Raw genomic sequence first — 481 nt, forward strand, 5'->3', positions numbered from 1 at the left:
CCTCGGCCAGCGACACCATCACGGCCCACAGCACCGGCTGGACCACATCCACCCGATCGAAACCCAAAGCACCATCGACGCCTCGTACGACATCCAACAGCGACCAGTCAGGCGTATACGGGGCCAGAGCCGCCGCACACTCCGCCATACGAGCCGCGAACACCGGAGACGAGTCAAGGAGTCCGACCGCCATCCCCACCCACTGCGCACCCTGCCCAGGGAACACGAACACCGTCTTCGCAGCGGGACCGGCGACCGCCGTCGTCACCGCGCCCGACGGCACCCCCTCGGCAAGCGCCTCCAGCGCCGCCTCGAAACCCTCCCGCTCCGACGCGACAACCGCCGCCCGATGCATGAACGCCGTACGCGACAACGCCAGCGAATAACCGACATCCATCAGGGAAACGGCCGAGTCCCCCCGTACAAACGCAAGCAGACGCTCCGCCTGCGCAGCCAGAGCACGCTCGCTCTTCGCCGACAG

The 481-nt window shown here is 67.8% G+C and carries 1 protein-coding gene; it reads right to left on the bottom strand.

Annotation, left to right across the window (positions count from 1 at the left end; translation table 11 throughout):
- Positions 1-481, bottom strand: a 481-nt coding sequence (locus ACLF6P_RS29955; RefSeq protein WP_415954561.1) for an acyltransferase domain-containing protein, incomplete at both ends; no start/stop codon positions are given.

The sequence above is a fragment of the Streptomyces lothianensis genome, assembly GCF_047779955.1.
Classification (GTDB): Bacteria; Actinomycetota; Actinomycetes; order Streptomycetales; family Streptomycetaceae; genus Streptomyces.